General features: G+C 66.3%; 16 protein-coding genes. 11 read left to right on the forward strand and 5 right to left on the reverse strand.

All coding sequences use genetic code 11. From position 1 onward, the window contains the following. Positions 1–170: 170 nt before the first annotated feature. Entirely contained in the window at positions 171–1,238 is a 1,068-nt protein-coding gene (locus tag CENDO_RS00535; RefSeq protein WP_136140303.1) for an AbrB family transcriptional regulator, read from the reverse strand. A gap of 114 nt (positions 1,239–1,352) precedes the next feature. On the opposite strand from CENDO_RS00535, the gene CENDO_RS00540 reads away from it, so the two are divergent. Together CENDO_RS00540 and CENDO_RS00545 are read left to right on the forward strand one after the other, a co-directional pair. Beyond that, the gene (locus CENDO_RS00540) at positions 1,353–2,144 is read left to right on the forward strand and encodes a TSUP family transporter (RefSeq protein ID WP_136140304.1); all 792 of its coding nucleotides are present in this window, start codon (positions 1,353–1,355) and stop codon (positions 2,142–2,144) included. Positions 2,145–2,315: 171 nt separating this feature from the next. Next, a complete protein-coding gene (locus tag CENDO_RS00545; RefSeq protein ID WP_168707148.1) occupies positions 2,316–3,854 on the forward strand; it encodes an alkaline phosphatase in 1,539 nt (512 codons plus the stop codon). A 149-nt stretch (positions 3,855–4,003) separates the two neighbouring features. Here CENDO_RS00545 and CENDO_RS00550 read toward each other — a convergent pair whose 3' ends face one another. Next, positions 4,004–4,501, reverse strand: coding sequence for a 2'-5' RNA ligase family protein (locus tag CENDO_RS00550; protein WP_136142073.1), 498 nt, complete (start codon positions 4,499–4,501; stop codon positions 4,004–4,006). 29 nt (positions 4,502–4,530) lie between these two features. After that, positions 4,531–5,115: a DUF2238 domain-containing protein gene (locus CENDO_RS00555; RefSeq protein WP_136140305.1), complete on the reverse strand. Its 585-nt coding sequence runs from the start codon at positions 5,113–5,115 to the stop codon at positions 4,531–4,533. A gap of 92 nt (positions 5,116–5,207) precedes the next feature. Here CENDO_RS00555 and CENDO_RS00560 point away from each other — a divergent pair, with 92 nt between their 5' ends. After that, entirely contained in the window at positions 5,208–5,696 is a 489-nt protein-coding gene (locus CENDO_RS00560; protein WP_136140306.1) for a DUF3253 domain-containing protein, read from the forward strand. Here the strand turns inward: CENDO_RS00560 and hrpB are convergent, their stop codons facing one another. Further along, complete coding sequence (gene hrpB / locus CENDO_RS00565; protein ID WP_136140307.1) at positions 5,697–8,096, reverse strand: ATP-dependent helicase HrpB; 2,400 nt, start codon at positions 8,094–8,096, stop codon at positions 5,697–5,699. 125 nt (positions 8,097–8,221) lie between these two features. Here hrpB and CENDO_RS00570 point away from each other — a divergent pair, with 125 nt between their 5' ends. Beyond that, a complete protein-coding gene (locus CENDO_RS00570; protein WP_136140308.1) occupies positions 8,222–8,884 on the forward strand; it encodes an alpha-ketoglutarate-dependent dioxygenase AlkB family protein in 663 nt (220 codons plus the stop codon). 9 nt (positions 8,885–8,893) lie between these two features. Here the strand turns inward: CENDO_RS00570 and CENDO_RS00575 are convergent, their stop codons facing one another. Next, positions 8,894–9,583 carry a DUF1963 domain-containing protein gene (locus tag CENDO_RS00575; RefSeq protein ID WP_136140309.1) on the reverse strand — a complete coding sequence of 230 codons (690 nt, stop codon included), beginning with the start codon at positions 9,581–9,583 and terminating at the stop codon, positions 8,894–8,896. Positions 9,584–9,607: 24 nt separating this feature from the next. On the opposite strand from CENDO_RS00575, the gene CENDO_RS00580 reads away from it, so the two are divergent. From CENDO_RS00580 to CENDO_RS00610, 7 genes are all read left to right on the forward strand, one after another. Then, positions 9,608–10,327: an SDR family oxidoreductase gene (locus CENDO_RS00580; protein ID WP_136140310.1), complete on the forward strand. Its 720-nt coding sequence runs from the start codon at positions 9,608–9,610 to the stop codon at positions 10,325–10,327. A 103-nt stretch (positions 10,328–10,430) separates the two neighbouring features. Beyond that, positions 10,431–11,132, forward strand: coding sequence for a LysE family translocator (locus tag CENDO_RS00585; protein WP_136140311.1), 702 nt, complete (start codon positions 10,431–10,433; stop codon positions 11,130–11,132). A 41-nt stretch (positions 11,133–11,173) separates the two neighbouring features. Beyond that, on the forward strand, positions 11,174–11,503 hold the full coding sequence (locus tag CENDO_RS00590) for a YbjQ family protein (RefSeq protein WP_136140312.1): 330 nt from the start codon (positions 11,174–11,176) through the stop codon (positions 11,501–11,503). 5 nt (positions 11,504–11,508) lie between these two features. Beyond that, complete coding sequence (locus CENDO_RS00595; protein ID WP_136140313.1) at positions 11,509–11,796, forward strand: RNA-binding S4 domain-containing protein; 288 nt, start codon at positions 11,509–11,511, stop codon at positions 11,794–11,796. After that, positions 11,796–12,614 (forward strand): VOC family protein, encoded by an 819-nt coding sequence (locus CENDO_RS00600; RefSeq protein WP_136140314.1) that lies wholly within the window; start codon positions 11,796–11,798, stop codon positions 12,612–12,614. Before CENDO_RS00595 ends, CENDO_RS00600 begins: the two co-directional genes overlap by 1 nt. Further along, positions 12,598–12,924: an MGMT family protein gene (locus tag CENDO_RS00605; protein WP_246014311.1), complete on the forward strand. Its 327-nt coding sequence runs from the start codon at positions 12,598–12,600 to the stop codon at positions 12,922–12,924. Before CENDO_RS00600 ends, CENDO_RS00605 begins: the two co-directional genes overlap by 17 nt. Beyond that, entirely contained in the window at positions 12,921–13,637 is a 717-nt protein-coding gene (locus CENDO_RS00610; RefSeq protein WP_136140315.1) for an alpha/beta hydrolase family protein, read from the forward strand. The genes CENDO_RS00605 and CENDO_RS00610 overlap by 4 nt, the downstream gene beginning before the upstream one ends. Positions 13,638–13,714 lie beyond the last annotated feature (77 nt).

The raw sequence follows: 13,714 nt of genomic DNA on the forward strand, positions 1-13,714 counted from the left end.
GCCGGACCGGCCGCGAAACCGTCCACTGTCATGCCCCGCTGAGCTCGATCAACGCGGCCGCCCTCACGAGGCTTGCACAATGCAATTGGCAATCAATCAACCGGCCGTATACCCCCGCCGCCAGGCCCCAAACCCAGCCGCCGCCAGGCCCCAACCCCAGCCCCGCCAAACTACCGGCCGTGCCTCCGCTTCCAGCCCCGGCCCAGGTTGAGTAGTTGCGGCAGATAACTGGCGATACCTAGCACAAAGATGATGCGGATGAGCTGGACGGCTACTACGGCGGCGGTCGCCCCGCCCTCGGCCGCGAGGGCCAGCACGGTCTCCAGCGCCCCCGGGGTAGTGGCCAGGTAGGCCTCGAAGTAGGTGATATTCAGCCACCACACCAGCGGCCAGGCGCTCAACGCGCACACCGCCATCAGCGCGGCGATAAACCCGATAGTCGCCGGCAGCTGCTTGGCAAAGGCCTTCAACGCGTCAACGCTCAACGATCCGCCGCAGATCCACCCGATAGCCAAGAACGCAAAAATCTGGAGGGGTTCGATGGGGGCGAGCGTGGTGCCGTCGGGCAAGGCGAGGCCTACCGCGACCGTCAGCAACATGGGGCCAAAAATATAGGGCGCCGGTATGCGCAATTTCTTGGCCACGGGGCCGCCCACCAGCGCAATGGCCACAACGAGCAGTATGACCCACCAGGTGTGAGAGGGCTGGCCAAAGCCGCCCGCCCCGCCGCGGTCACCGGGTAGCACCATCAGCGCCGTGACTAGCGGGAGGGAGAAGCTCACCACCAGCAGGCGAAGGTACTGGGTCAGGGACACGTACCTGTAGTCCGCGCCCAGTTCAGCGGCCAGCATGGGCATCATGGAGGCGCCGCCCGGCAGCATGGAAAGGATGCCGGTCTCCCAGGAGATTGCCCTGGGCTGGGCGCGGTGCAGCAGCATGCCGCCCAGGATGCCCACCACCACCGTCAGGATGGAGACAAAGAGACCGGGCGGCAAAAATCGTAGAAGCTCGCCGCCCGCCGCCACGCTCATGGGTAGCGCGGCCAGCATGCCGATTAGCCCCCTGGCCAGCGTGTATGGAAACGCGGCGAGCTTTAGTTCCTTACCCGTGCCTAGTGCCATGGCCGCGGAGCAGATGATCGCCGCCAGGATCCAGGCGGCGGGCACTCCCCAGCGGGTAAATAGCCAACCCAGGCCCAGGGAGGCCGCTACCACCACGGTCCAGCGCGCCACCGCCATGCCCGCCTCCTTTTACTTCTGCGTTGTGTCTACTTAAGCCCCGTCCACCTTACGCTGTGTTCCGCAGGACCTCCCTCTTCGCGATCGCCCCCGCGGCCGTGTAAAACTTCTTGCATGGATATTGGCATGGGTACCTGGGCGCTGCTGGTTGGCGGCGCGGCCACCGCCGGCTGGGTTGACGCGGTCATCGGCGGGGGAGGCTTGGTGCTGATTCCTCTGATCTTGGCGGCGTTTCCGCAGATGGCGCCGGCGGTAGCCCTGGCTACCAATAAGGTCGCGGCGGTCTCCGGCACCGCGTCCGCGGCGTTCACGCTCTACCGCAAGGTCCGCCCGCCCGCGCGGGAATTGGCCATCTATGGCGGCGTGGCCATGGCGTGTTCTGGCATCGGCGCGCTGGCGGCGTCCCTCATCGATTCCGCGGTCATGCGCCCGTTGGTCATCGTCTTGCTGCTTGGCGTCGGCGCGTTCGTCGCGCTTCGCCCGGCCTTCGGCGCCAGCTCGTCCGAGGTCCCCCGCGCCGGCTGGCGGGTCTGGGCAGCCCTAGGCGCGGTGGCCGCAATCGCCTTTTACGACGGCATCTTCGGCCCCGGCACCGGCATGTTTCTCATCATGAGTTTCACCGCCATCTTCTCCCAGAACTTCCTTCGTTCCGCGGCCATGGCCAAGGTGGTCAACACCTGCACCAACGTCGGCGCGCTGGTTACCTTTATCGCCGGCGGGCACGTCATTTGGGGGCTGGCCATCGTCCTGGCCATCGCGAACATCGTTGGCGCCCAACTGGGCGCCCGTACCGTCCTGGGTGGCGGCGCCAAGCTCATCCGATACGCCCTGTTGACCCTCGTCATTGTCATGTGCGGCTACCTTTCGTGGCAGCAGTGGGGGGTAGCCCGCCCGGGTGAACCTTGAGGAGCCAGAGATTTCCAAGGCGCGTGTTACTTAGACTTTCGGGAGAGTTAACTTTGGGTTCCTCGAAATAACATAAAGGGCTTGTAGATTCCCGGTCTGAGCGCTGAAGCTGGCAAGCAGCTGGCATTAGCGCGGGAAGCTAGTCACTTTTAGTTGTTAAGGAATCACCTAATGCGCATTAACGCTCGCATCGCCGCCCCGCTGGTGGCAACCTCCCTGGTTGCAGGCATGGCGGCGCCGGCTTACGCCCAGGAATCTAACGCCCCGAAGAACATTATCTACATGGTTGGCGATGGTATGGGCTACGGTCACATCGCCTACAACAACATCTATGAGACCGGCCAGTCCAAGTACACCGTTGACGGCGAGTTTGGTGCCGTCACGGAGCAGCCGGGCGAGTCCGTGCAGACCTTCGAGGACTTCAACCGCCTGTCCATGACCACCTTCCCCAATGGTGGCTCTTACGATCCGGAGGCCGCATGGGGCTCCCACACCTACGTGGATGAGGGCGCCACGGACTCCGCCGCGGCCGGCACCGCCATGGCCACGGGCATGAAGGTACAAAACGGCACCCTTGGCGTATCGGCATACGGCCACGCGATGGAAAACACCTCCGAGCGCGCAATTGCTCAGGGCAAGGCCGCGGGCGTTGTGTCCTCCGTGCAGTTCTTCCATGCCACCCCGGCCGCTTGGTCCGCGCATAACAAGAACCGCAACAACTACACCGAGATTGCCAATGAGATCATCAAGTCTGATCTCTCCGTGGTGATGGGTGCGGGCCACCCGGAATATGATGATTCCAACGTCAAGCGTGACACCCCGGATTACTCCGCACTGTCCCAGGCTGATTTCGAGTCCCTGAAGAACGGCTCCGCCGGCTGGCAGTATGTAGAGGCCAAGGAGTCCTTCGAGGCCCTGGCGAATGGCGATGTTGAGGCTGATAAGAAGTACTTTGGCCTGGCGCCGGTAAGCACCACGCTGCAGCAGGCCCGCGCCGGCGCGGCCGAGGCCCCTTATTCCGATCCTCGCAATGACGTGACCGATCTTGCGACCATGACCAAGGGCGCCCTGAACGTTCTGGGCCAGGATGAAGACGGATTCCACGTCATGATTGAGGGTGGCGCAATTGACTGGACCGGTCACGCGAATGATTCTGCGCGTGAGATTGAAGAGGTGCAGGACTTCAACGCGGCGGTTGACGCGGCGGTTGCCTGGGTGGAGGAGAACTCCTCATGGGATGAGACCCTGCTGATTGTCACCGCTGACCATGAGACCGGCTACCTCTCCGGCGCCGAAGAGCGCGGCGAGGGCGGCGAGGGCGTCCGCTTCAATGCCATGAATGGTGAAAAGGGCATCATCCCTGAGGGCCACGACTGGTACTCCGGCGATCACACCAACCAGGTTGTCCCATTCTTCTTCAAGGGTGCGGGCTCTGAGGACATCAAGGCGAAGGTAACCGGCACCGATCCGGTCCGCGGTGACTACATCGATAACACCACCGTGGCGAAGCTGACCCTTGAGGACTGGTGGTTCGGCGAGGGCTCCGGCAACGGTGGGGATTCCACGGGCTCGTCCTCTCAGCCTGAGGGTTCCTCCGTTTCCTCCGGCTTTGCCGGCGCCGGCATCGCGGCGGCGGTAATCGAGGCATTGGCGGCCATCGCTCAGGCGACTGGCCTGGTGAAGATTCTTCCCGGTGACCTGCGATTCTAAGACTATTTCCTCTCCTCGCTGAGCTGCCCTCCGGCACCTAAGCCAACGAGGAGACAACTCACCCGGCCGCGAAATATACGCGGCCGGGTGCCTTTGCATCTGGGGCCCACCAGATTGCTTGGCCCCGCCAGCCCAGCCCTAGCCCAGCCCTAGCCCAGCTCTGTGAGCTCGCCGGTGCCCGAGCGCCAGAACACGGCCCTGTGGGCGGTGATGTGGCGGAAGTGGGGTGAGGTTTCCTCATCCAGGGCCGCAAGGTAGTCCGGCACCTGGGCACGGGGGATGCGCAGGCCCATGGTTAGGTGCGGGGTCCACCGGTGGCCGCGGCCTTCCGGATTGAGGGCGGAGAGTTCACGCGCGGCGCCCTCAAGCTCTTCGGGGGCCTCGAGGAGCCAGGCAATCGTTTGTTTTCGCTTGGTGCCAAAAATGACGGTGCCCACTCGCGAAAGCTGGCAGGGCAGGAGCGGCGGCAGCAGCTCCTTGGCGCGCTCAACCACATGCATCTGCATCCGTTTCGCGAAAGTGACGGTGATGTGAGGGGTTTGATTCTGGCGCGGGAATCCCCGTGCGGCGAGACGCTCAAAGATGCCCTGGATCTGCTCTTCCTGTTCGGTGGGGAGGAAGAGCTTGAGGTTCTCCGGGGAATTGATGGACATGGGGCGATGGTACCAAGCAAGCGCTAGGCATCACGTGGGGGCTTGAGGACCCGCAGCCTCGCCAGGGCGGCGCCGGCGATCAGGGCGCCTAGGGCGTCGGCGAAAAGGTCCGTGACCGTGTCATCGTAATCCACCATGACGTCGGCGGGCGTAAAGCGGAAGCCTATCCACTCCACCATTTCCCACGCCGCCCCCAGGGCTAGGCCAATCATGGTGCTAAAAATGAGGCCGTGCGCGGCCGTGTATTCGCGCGCCTCGGGCATCGGCAGCAGACCTAAGCGGGCGAGCAGCAGGTAGCCGATGGTGGCGATCACCGCTGTGCACACGGCGTGGACTACGAGGTCCCACCCGGGGATGGTGGCGTAGAGGCCAAAGATGTTGCTCAGCGCGGCGACCAGGATGACGGTTACCGAAAAGAGGTCGGCGGCGCCGCTTAGGCCCATGAACTTCGGCAGCATGAGGCCGGGGAGGGCAAAGGCCATGATGCCGGCCTCGAAGATGCCCAGCTGGAAAAGCAGCACGAACGTGAGCAGGGTGGCCAGTACCCGGGCGATATCCGCCAGCCATTCCGTCGCGGTGCGCGGTGGGCGCAAGAAGTTGTCAATCATGTGCCGTTGATTTTACTAATCCCCGCCCGCGCCATGGGCATCGACCGCGCAAACCCCAGGCTGTGCGCGGCGGGTTTGGGTAGTCTGGCCGCATGGGAGAACAAGAGCGTACGGAAGACGGCCGCTACATCATCGTCAATGGGCGTAAGTGGCGCGCCACGGATCCCTCCATCCCGGGGTCGCTGGAATCACAACTGGTCAAGGAGCTCATGGACGCCCGCCGGTTGGTCAAGACGGAGGGCGATGCCGTTCGCTACCGGGTCCACGATGCCAAGGTCGCGCTCGGTGAACGCGGTGAGCCGTGGTGGGAGCCAACGGAAGAAGGCCGGCGGGAGCGCATCGCGGCCGCGGAGCGTGCCCTGCTGCGCGGGCGCGACGGTAAGACCATCTGCCCATCGGAGGCCGCCAGGGTCGTTGGCGGGGAGGATTGGCGGGACCTGATGGACTTGGCCCGCGATGTTGCCGGGGAGCTAGTGGAGTCCGGCGAGGTAGTGGTCATGCAAAAAGGCGAAGTGGTGGACCTGGCCACGGCCAAGGGGGCGATTCGCCTGGGGCCGGGGGACAACCTTTTTAAGGATTAGTCACATGCGCTTCTTGGTCCGCGCGGTGGCGGGCGCGCTCCACGGGTCCTCCGGCCACGGGTGCTTGGGGTAGCGCCCGCGCATCTCCGCGCGCACCTGCGCGTAAGGGCCGGACCAGAAGGAGGTCAGGTCATCGGTGACGGCGAGCGGGCGCCCGGCCGGGGAAAGCAGGTGGAACAATACCTTCACGCCGGCGCACTCGGGGGACTGGGCGAGGCCGAAGCACTCCTGGAGCTTGACCCGGGTTACGGGGCGGCCCTCCGCGTAGGAAATGCGTGGGTGGGAACCGGAAGGCACCTCAAGGTTAGCCGGGGCCAGCTCGTCTAGGCGCGCGGCCTCCGGCCACGGCAGCAGGCGCTGCAGGGCGGGGTACATATCCAACCTGGACGGCGCGGTGCCGTGCGCCAGGGCGTCAAGCTCCGGGCCCAGCCAGAACTCCGGGTCCGCTTTGACCGGATCCGGCCAGGGATCCCCCAGCTGCTTGTGAAGGAAGCGCATGCGTTCCATCAATCCCTGAGCCCTCTCGCCAAAGGTGAACAGTCCAAGGCCGTGGGTGCGGATGGCGGAGGCTATAGCGGGGGCGGCCTCCGCCGCGGAGAGCTGCGTTGGGGCGGATGACAGCTCAATCTTGCCGGCGCGCCTGACGGTTCGCCCGCGCAGCTTCCCGCCCTCAAACGTGGCCTCCGTGGTCTCGGTGACGCCGATGATCTCCAACGCATCCGCTTCCGTAATGCGGGCGGCGGCGCGAATGACGGCGCCGGAGCGGCCCGCGCCGGACCTGGCGCGGGTGACCTCAGCGATGGCCAGCCAGTCCGCGCCCGCAAGGCCGGAATCCGGCGGCAGCCAGGCGCGCGTGCCGGAGGCCAGCAGGTAATCCTCTCCCTGGCGCCTGGCCACCCGCAGCGGGTAGGCCATGCCGGTGATGACGCCGGGATCCGTGGCGCCGTTTCGATTGTGTTCCCCGGCGTCGATGAGGCGCCGGAGGCGGTCAACCTCACGCTGCGGGGCCCGCTGGCGGGCAATATCGCCGGTGGGCCGGTCCGCAAGGACGGCGATGGTGGGCGCCGCCTGCGGGCCGCACTCCAATAGCGCCCTGCCCAGGCGGGGCTCCATGGGCAGGGTTGCCAGCCTGCGGCCAAGCGGGGTGGGCGCGTGGGACTCATCGATGGCGCGGAGCGTGGCGAGGGTCTCCCGGGCGGCCTGGAGGGCGGCGGCCGGCGGCTGATCCGGGAGCGGCAGGTCAGGGCTGCCCCAGCAGGCCAGCCACAGCGCAGCCTGGGTGAGATCAGACGTGGCGATCTCCGGGGTGATGTGCGCGGCCGCGTGCTGGTAATCCGCCTGGGAGTAGGCGCGGATGACGGTGCCGGGGCCCTCACGTCCGGCGCGGCCCGCTCTCTGGTCCACGGTGGACTGGGCGGCGGAGATGGTGACCAGCCCGGTCATGCCGCGCTGGGAATCGCGCCGGGGGACACGGGAGAGGCCGGAATCGATGACGGTCCGCACGCCGGGGACCGTCAGGGATGACTCAGCGATGGACGTGGCCACGATGATGCGCGGGACCTCCTCGCCCTGCTCGCGCACCGGAGCCAGGGCGGCGTCCTGCTCCTTGCTGGTCAGGGAGCCGTGCAGCGGCAGGACCGGGTACGGGGAGCGGTTCAAGCAGCCGATGACGGCGTCCACCTCACGCACGCCAGGGACAAAGACCAGCGTGGAGTGCGGGGCGTGGGCCTGCGTGGCCGCAAGCACTAGGTCGGCCAGGTGTTGCAGGAACTCCCGCGTGCACTCCGCGCGGCCGTTGTGCGGGGAGTACGTGACGGTGAGCGGGTGCGTCACGGCGGGGGTCTTAAGGATGGGCGCGCCGAGGAGCCCGGCGAACTTCGCCGCGTCGAGGGTCGCGGACATGGCCGCCAGGTAGAAATCATCCCGCAGCTGCGTGAGCTCAATGAGCATGCCCAGGATGAGATCAGAATCCAGCTGCCGCTCGTGGACCTCATCGATGGCCACGGCGGACACGCCCGCCAGTTCGGGATCCTTAAGCAGGCGGCGCAGCAGGACGCCGGGGGTGACGAATTCCACCAGGGATCCCGGCTTGTGCTCGCCCTTGATGCTATATCCCACGCGCTCTCCCAGGCGGGAGCCGTCCAGGTATGCCAGGCGCTTGGCGGCCGCGCGCACGGCCACGCGCCGGGGCGCGGTGATGATGACCTTGCCGGGACTGTCAAGGCCCGGGTGGGAGGCTAAGAAATTGGCCAGTGCCGGCGGCACCAGCGTGGTCTTGCCGGTGCCGGGTGGGGCCTGGATGACCAGCGTGGCAGAGGATTCAAGCAGGTGGGGCAGCTCATCAATGGTCCCCGCCACGGGGAGTCCGCTGCCAATGCGCGCCAGGTCAAAGAAAGTCACGCTCAGACATTTTACGCGCCCGCGTCATCCGGGCCCCGATGCGCCGGCGCGTCCGCCCGCGGGGCAAAGACTAAGGCTTCAGGGCCACGCGCAGACAAACCCCGAAGGGGCGTACATTGGTGCCCATGCTCTTTGACGTCACCGGCGCCCCGCGCAAAGTGGCCCCCGGCGTGGCCCACCTGCCCGGCTGGCTGCCGCTGGATCAGCAGCGCGGCCTGGTCGAGGACTTCCGCGACCAGGCCCGCGCGCTGGCCGGGACACCGCTGCAGATGGCCCGCCCGCGGTTGCGCTCCGGGCAGATGAGCGTATTCATGCTCCACTACGGCAAATACTGGACCGGGTACCGCTACGTTGACGCCGTGGACGGCCACCGCGTGCCGCCGCTGCCCACGGGCATGGCGGAGCTTGCGCGCCGGGCCCTGGCGGAGGCGGCCGGCGTGGCCGGGGAACTAGCGCCCTGGGTTGATAGCTACCGCCCGGACATGGCTTTGGTGAACTATTACCCGCCGGGCTCGAAGATGGGGCTGCATCAGGACGCCGAGGAGGAATCCGCCGCGCCGATCGTGTCGGTGTCCGTGGGGGACGAGGCGCTGTTTCGCATCGGCGGCGTGGAAACGCGCAATAAGCCGTGGGATGACGTGCGCCTGGCCAGCGGGGACGTGATTGTCTTCGGTGGCCCCAAGCGCCTGGCCTATCACGGCGTGCCGTCCGTGCGGCCGCACACGCTGCCGGCGGGATGCGGGCTGCACGAGGGCCGGATCAACGTCACATTCCGCCAGGTTCACTAGCCGCGGCACCTAGTCCGCGCGGATGAGGACCTCGGCGCGGCCGAAGTCCCCGGCGGCCAGGTCCGCGGGCCGTATCCACACCTCAAGCGGGCATGCGTCGCCGAACCACCACTCCAGGGTGGTCCAGGATTCGATCTCGGCGAGCAGCGCAAAATCCTTGTCCGGCAGCAGCTCGTCCAGCGCCACGGCGGCGCCGGTGGAGGAGTGCCCGCCGAGCAGCGTGGAATTAAATTCGCCCTTGCGGCCGCGCTCGTGGATGAGCGCGCCCTGCCAATCGGAGTAGAGCAGGTCATAGGTGGCGAAGGCGGAATCGGGCAGCTCAAAGCGGTCATTGGGGGAGGCGATACTGTGGGCGGCGCGGAAGGTGCCACGCTGGTAGGCGTCGGTGGGATTGGGCGCCGGATACGTCCTGCCGCCCTTGTGCCAGGTCAGCGCGCCGGTGCCCGCGCCGTCATGGAAGACCTCCAGGTAGCCCGCGGCGGGCAGCAGATTGAGCAGGGGATTGTCCGGGAGGTTGCCCAGGGCGAACGTGGCCACGTGCGGCAGGGAGCTGGGCGTGAAGGACGGGCCGCCCAGCCAGCTGGACCCGGTGTTGTCCTCAACAAACAGCGCCGCCGTGCGGGCGTCCGCGTACTCCGCGTGCTGGCCCAGCCACGCGTGCGGCGGCGGGCTAAAAACCGGAACCCCATTACAAGTCATAGCAACCAGACTAAACTGGCCGGCATGATTCCTGCAGATAAAAAGGTAGCGGTGGTCACCGGGGCGTCCTCAGGCATTGGCGCGGCAACGGCGCGTGCCCTTGCGGCCGAGGGCTTCCACGTGGTCCTCGGCGCCCGCCGCTTCGACCGCCTGGAGGCGCTGGCCCAGGAAATCGGCGGCACCGCCGTCAAGCTGGACGTCACCCTGCAGTCCTCCGTGGACGCGCTGGCTGAGCAGCTTCCGCGCGTGGACGTGCTGGTTAACAACGCCGGCGGCGCCAAGGGCCTGGAGAACCTGGTGGACACGGACATCGAGGACTGGCAGTGGATGTATGAGACCAACGTGCTGGGCACCGTCCGCATGATTCAGGCGCTCATGCCCAAGCTGGAGGCGGCTCCGGAATCTTCCGGCCTGATTATCAACGTTGGATCCACCGCGGGGTGGATTGAGTACGCGGGTGGCTCCGGCTACAACGCCGCGAAGTTCGGCGTGCGCGCGCTCTCCCGCGTGCTGCGCATCGAGAACCAAAACGTTCGCGTCTCCGAGGTGTGCCCGGGCCGCGTCGCCACCGAGGAATTCTCACTCGTGCGCTTCGGCGGCGATAAGGAGCGGGCCGCCGCGGTGTACGACGGGGAATTAAACCTCACCGCCGAAGACATCGCGGAGACCATCCGCTGGATCGCCTCCCTGCCGGCGCACATGAACATCGACCAGGTCACTATTCGCCCGCGCACGCAGTATTAAAACGCAGCAGTGGGCCCCTGCGCAACGAAGCCGCCTTTCCCAGGGCGGCTTTTCCCAGTCCCGGGACTTTCGTTTTACCCCGCTTGAGATTTAAGTTAGGCCCATGACTTTTGCCGCGCTGACCGCTTTCATCGGGGTCTGGGCCACCATGATTGTGGCGCCGGGGCCCGACGTGGTGCAGATCATCCGCACCGCGCCCCGCGGCGTACGTCAAGGCGTGGCGTGCGCTGTGGGAATCGTGGCGGGCATCGCGGTCTGGGTGACCGCGTCCTTGGCGGGAGTTTCCGCGCTCATTGCGGCCCGCCCGTCGATGCTGGCGGTGCTGCAGGTAGGCGGCGGCGCGTTCCTCGTCTGGATGGGTATCGCCTCCGTCAGGGGCGGCCTAGCCGAGCGCGGGGCCACCCGGCCGGGGCCGTCCCACACGTCCGGGCAATTGTCTGATCTGCCGCAGGAAACCGTCGCCGCGGTGGGCGCCGGCGACGTGGTTGGTTTGACCACGCCCAGGGCCTTCCGGCTGGGGCTTGCCACTAATTTGTCCAACCCCAAGGCTTTGGTATTTTTCGGCGCGGTCTTTGCCCAATTCATCACGCCGGGCATGTCCCCGGGCTGGACGTTTACCATCGCGGCCATCATGTTGGGCATGGCCTTGGGCTGGTTCGTGGGTTTTGCGCTTCTGGTCCGCGCCGGGGCCCGGTTTGTGGCCAAGCAGTCCGCGAACATTGACATACTCGCCGGCGTCATCTTCGGCGTCCTTGGCGCCGTGATGGTGGTGGAGGGCCTGTGGCAATTGCCCTTGTTCATGTGATTTAGGCAGCGCAAGCGGATAGATCGCGTAGCCTTAAGTTTATGATTTTCACTACCACGAACACGGTCGAGGGCCGTGAGATTTCCGAGTACATCCGCATTATCGGCGGCGAGACCGTGATCGGCATCAATTTCTTGAAGGACATCGGCGCGGCGTTTCGCAATCTCTCCGGCGGCCGCAGCGCCGGCTATGAGGAAGAGACCGTCCGCGCGCGTGAGGCCGCGCTCAATGAGCTGTGGCAGCGCGGCCAGGAGCTGGGCGCCGATGCCGTAGTGGGCATCGCCGTTGACTACTCCACCATGGGGGCATCGAATGACATGCTGATGGTCTCCTGCACGGGTACAGCCGTGCGCCTGAAGCCGCTAAGCTAGCTGGCATGCATGAAATTGAAGTGGGTATCACTGGCGAGTCCATCAAGCTTGGCCAGTTCATCAAGCTGGCCAGCCTCGTAGGCACGGGCGGTGAGGCGAAGGAGCTCATCGCGTCCGGCGCCGTGACCGTCAACGGCGAGGTCTCCACGCAGCGCGGGCACCACCTGCATGAAGGTGACGTGGTATGCATCGAGGGGCAGTGCGCCCGCGTGGTGGCCGACGATGATGATGACTACTTTGATGAGGCCACCGCCGATGATGACTTTGATCCAGAAAAGTGGAGGAACATGTAATGCCGGCGTTCGAAGCTGAAGTAGGCATGCCCTACTGGATTGACCTGACCACTTCCGAGCCGCGCAAGTCCGCCTATTTCTATGAGAAGGTGCTGGGCTGGGAGGTAAACCCGGCCTCGGAGGGTTCGGAATACCAGATTGGCCGCCTGCAGGGCCTGCTCATCGCCGGATTTATCCCGCAGCCTGAGGATGCGCCGTTCCCGGACACGTGGGTCACGTATTTCAACACGGCCGACGTGGCCGCGGATTGCGAGCGGGCCAAGAACCTGGGCGGCCGCGTGCTGGTGGAGCCGCAGGAAGTGCACCTGGGCACGTTGGCGCTGCTCGCGGATACGGCGGGCGGGATGTTCGGCCTTATCGAGCCCTCGGGCGCGGAGCACTTCGTCGCCGGCGGTGAGCCGGGCTGCCCCGTGTGGCACGAGCTGACGGCCACCACGAGGTTTACCCAGGCTTTGGATTTCTACGGCGAGCTGTTCAACTGGGAGATCCGTGGGCTCCAAGGCGCCGACTCTGCCGACTCCCCCCTCACCTACGCCACCGCCGAAGCCGAAGGCGCACCGTTCGCCGGTTTCTGGAATGCCGAGGGCAATTTCCCGCCGCAGGTGCCAAGCTTCTGGCAGACCTACCTGGGCGTGCGCGACGTTGCCGCGGCCGCTAAGGCCGCCGAGGCCGCCGGGGGCGAGGTCATCCGCGCGCCGTGGGATTCCCCGTTCGGCCGCCTCTGCTTGATTGCCGATTCCACCGGCGCTACCGTGACCCTGGCCGAGGTGGAGGACGCGCCCGAGTTCGAGCCTTCCGAGAGTGACTCCGTCCTTTAGCGGCCACGCGGGCGCAGCCCCCGCGGTGGAAGAGCTTGTCGCGCTGATTCCGGCGGGGAACGTGACCACGTACGGCGAGGTTGCCACGGTAGTGGGCACCGGCGCGCGCTACGTGGGCACGGTCATGCGGCAATCCTCCGGCCTGCCCTGGTGGCGGGTGGTGCGCGCGAATGGCGCGAGCCACGACGCTGACCGCGCGCGGGCCCATTGGCAGGCGGAGGGCATCGCCTTTCGGGGTGGGCGCGCGGACCTCAAGCGCTGCGGTCTAGACCGTGAGGATCTGCGCCACCTGTTAGCGGGGCAAGCATGAGGCGGGCCGTGCCGGCGGCCGTTGTGGCGGTGGGCCTGTTGGGCGCCTGCGCGTCCGAGTCTGCCGAGGTCACCGGCGCCGCCGCCGGGCGGGGTGAGGTAATTCACCTACCGGCGACTGACGGGCCGCACGACGTAATCGTGGCCTTCCACGGCTACGGCGGCGCGGCGGGTCAGCTGGAGCCGTTGGGGCTGGAGGACTCCGGCGCGATCGTGCTCCACGCGCAGGGCGAGGAAGGCGCCTGGGCGGGTGCTCCCTACGCCGTGACCAGCATGGAGGAGGACGTGGCCTACGCCCGGGCCCTCGTGGATGCGGTGAAGAAAAACCATGAGGTGCGGGATGTCTACGGCGTGGGCTATTCCAATGGCGGGGGCTTTGTCCACGCCCTAGACTGCGCGGTTCCGGGAATGTTTACCGCCACCGTTACCATCGCGCCGGCATACTATGCGGGGGCGCTGGAACCGTGCGAGGGTAACGCGGTGCATGCGCCCCGGCTTAATTTTCACGGCGACGCCGATGAGGTCATCGCGGTGGAAGGCGGCCAGCGCCACGGGGAGGAATATGAAAGCTCCCGCGAAATCACGGCTGAAATAGCCGAACAGGGGGTGCCGGCCACCACGCGCATCTTTAGCGGCGGCCATGACTGGTCCGGAGCCAAAGACGAATTGGCGGGGGAGATCCTGGAGTTCTTTGACTTGGAGGGGGACTCGTAATAAATCGTGTATCCGAGGCGACTGTCTTGTAAGCGTTACAACTTCGAGAGTTCGAAACGAGCTCGGCAAGAGATGTC

The organism is Corynebacterium endometrii, from assembly GCF_004795735.1.
Taxonomy (GTDB): domain Bacteria; phylum Actinomycetota; class Actinomycetes; order Mycobacteriales; family Mycobacteriaceae; genus Corynebacterium; species Corynebacterium endometrii.